The sequence below is a fragment of the Xanthomonas sp. SHU 308 genome (assembly GCF_000364645.1).
Classification (GTDB): domain Bacteria; phylum Pseudomonadota; class Gammaproteobacteria; order Xanthomonadales; family Xanthomonadaceae; genus Xanthomonas_A; species Xanthomonas_A sontii.
Genome location: NZ_AQOK01000164.1, coordinates 1 through 2607, shown reverse-complemented (window position 1 = coordinate 2607; position 2607 = coordinate 1). Strand labels below are relative to the sequence as shown.

Here is a 2607-nt window from a genome sequence, read left to right as displayed (position 1 = left end):
CCAAAGCCGCTACGATGAAACCCGGACTCTAAAGAGCCACGCTACTGAAAGCAGGGGGACGTCGCAGGTTGTCGATATCCAGCGAGCGAAGGCAGTGCCACTTATTAGGAATGGTGGCTGTCTTTCCACTGGATTCCCGGGAGCGGAGCGCTTTGGTGTTGCCATGTGCTCAAGAAGCCGGCCCGTTGAAGCAGTGGCGCCAGTGCCCGCGTCGTAGCAAGTCCCTCCTCTAGGTCGTCGCTGGGTCGACCGGAAACAAGACTTGCCTTCTTGCATTGCTGCACTGGGGCCACCTTATACGACGTCGTCGCCCGCCTTAGGGTGGTCGACTACTTTTTCGTTGGGATCAGCGCGACAACAATTTTGGTCCCTTTCGGGATGTCCTTGCGCATCTTTGCCTCTCGGCCATTCTCTTTGAGGTCGAACCACGGATCCATGTAGCCGCCAGGGACCTTGAGCAAGTAGTGATGGCTTGCATATCGGGTCCGGCTGTGCACGCACACGATGGTGCCACTGGGAAGCTTCCAAGGAGGGTTCCAGTCAGCGATGACTTTCACGCCTTTGCTGTAAAGAGCCCTGGCGATTTCATCGATCTCAAATCCTTCTGGCTCATCGTCTATCCCGGCACGCTTCTCTTTTTCTAGAAGACGCTTCGCTCGAGAGTATGGGATGTCCAGCAGGGACGCCACGCAAGCAGCGGCGCAACCCCATTCGTCTTCCTGGCTTACAAGATCATATTTGGGCATTTTTCTCGTCCTTGGATTGGTCTGGTCATTCTAATGTAAAGGGTTCTGTGCCCTTCGGTAGGGATGGCAAGCGCACCGGTGCTTTTTACCAGCGCTGTGCCTCTTAAAGGGACCTTAGCTTCGCTGTCCCGACCGCAAGGGCGAGCCTCCTCCTCGACGCTGACGCTCTGTTGCGGCCCTTCACTGCGCGCCGCTGCCGCGGTGCTCACTCCCGGGTGCGGTCGAGCCTAACGCTCCGCCTGCCGGTTCCCACGAGGCGCACAACGCGCTGGTGGAGAAGAACCGATGAAGCGCAACACCCAGGACCGCACGGCCCAATACCAGCTCCCGATGGACGAGGAGGGCATCTTGCTCGCCGCCGCCAACATCCTGGAACAGCGCCTCCAGCGGCGAGGCCGGATCCACAACCCCATCCACGCCGGCAGCTACTTGGTCGCCCGCTGCGCCCACCTGCCTCACGAAGTCTTCGGTGCCATCTTCCTGGATACCAAGCACCACATCCTCGCCACCGAGCATCTCTTCAGCGGCACCATCGACGGCTGCGAAGTCCACAGCCGAGTCGTTGCCAAGCGTGCCCTGGACCTCAACGCTGCCGCCGTCATCCTCTTCCATAACCATCCGAGCGGAAACCCGGAGCCCAGCGACGCCGACCGCCAGGTCACCGAGCGCCTGAAGCAAGCGCTTCGCCTCTTCGACATTTGAGTCCTCGACCACCTGATCATCGGCGGCCACCAGCACACCAGCTTGGCCAGTAGGGGGTGGGCATAGCCCACCCCTTCACCTATGCAGCGTGCCGACGCTAGCCTGCCAAGGCAGATGCACATCCATGGAGCAGGAATGAAAGCGTTTCACGTGCGAGGGATTGTCTGGGAGACCGATGGCAAGCGTCCTGCGTTGCCGGCCGAAGCCACAGTTGAATGCGAGAGCGAAGAGGGTATCGCCGATGCCTTGAGCGACGCATACGGTTGGCTGGTGAGCGAGTTCGTTGTCGTAGAGGAGATCGGCGGCGGCCACACCAGGAACGTGCGTCGGGATTGAAGGGTTGGCGAGTTGGTCGGCCCCGTTTCCCGCTTCCGCTAAAGTGTCGGACCGTGTTTGAACTGGCGCTCGCCACCTGAGCGTGCGCGTAGAGGAAGTCGTTGTTGATGGCGTTGAAGGGTCTGTTGGTTCTGTCTTTGGTTTTTGCTTCGATTCCTGGCGTGGCAGCAGAGTTGGTCGGCCGCGCGACCGTCACGGACGGCGATACCCTCACCGTGGCGAAGCAGCGCATCCGCCTGTGAGGCATCGATGCCCCGGAAAGCGCCCAGCAATGCACCGCCAAGGACGGACGCTCCTGGCCCTGTGGCCGGCGGTCCGCCGCCGCGCTGGACGGCTACGTGCTGGACAAGACCGTTCGCTGACAACCCAAGGACACCGACCGCTATGGCCGGGTGGTTGCGGAGTGCTTCGTCCAGGGGCAGTCCGTCAACCGTTGGATGGCGCGCTCAGGCTGGGCGGTCGCGTATCGCCAATACTCAACAGCGTTCATCGCTGACGAAGCGGACGCACGCCAGCACCAGCGGAACCTCTGGCAAGGGCCCTTCCAGATGCCCGCCGACTATCGGCGCGGCAAGCGTGAGCAGGCCGCACGCCAGGCTCAGGTGACCACGCCGTCCGTGTCCAGCGGATGCCGCATCAAGGGCAACATCTCTCGCCAAGGCAAGAAAATCTACCACGTTCCTGGGCAGCGGGATTACGAGCGAACCAGCATCGACCTGAGCCACGGCGAGCGCATGTTCTGCAGCCCTGAAGAGGCAGCTCGGGCAGGGTGGCAGCCGGCTAGGTGTGATCTCTCAGTAGGTTGTTCATCCGGGGCATCTCT

At 61.4% G+C, this 2607-nt stretch carries 2 protein-coding genes and 2 pseudogenes; 3 read left to right on the top strand and 1 reads right to left on the bottom strand.

The genetic code is table 11. The features are described from left to right. Nucleotides 1-329: 329 nt before the first annotated feature. On the bottom strand, nucleotides 330-746 hold the full coding sequence (locus D588_RS26490) for a hypothetical protein (RefSeq protein WP_081613495.1): 417 nt from the start codon (nucleotides 744-746) through the stop codon (nucleotides 330-332). A 285-nt stretch (nucleotides 747-1031) separates the two neighbouring features. Between D588_RS26490 and D588_RS24185 the strand changes: the two are divergent. The 3 genes and pseudogenes from D588_RS24185 to D588_RS24180 all read left to right on the top strand — a co-directional run. Continuing rightward, nucleotides 1032-1514: pseudogene (locus D588_RS24185) on the top strand (JAB domain-containing protein). Nucleotides 1515-1583: 69 nt separating this feature from the next. Further along, nucleotides 1584-1784, top strand: a complete 201-nt coding sequence (locus D588_RS0106720) for a hypothetical protein (RefSeq protein ID WP_017915436.1) — start codon at nucleotides 1584-1586, stop codon at nucleotides 1782-1784. 107 nt (nucleotides 1785-1891) lie between these two features. After that, nucleotides 1892-2607, top strand: a pseudogene (locus tag D588_RS24180) (thermonuclease family protein); the annotation flags it as partial.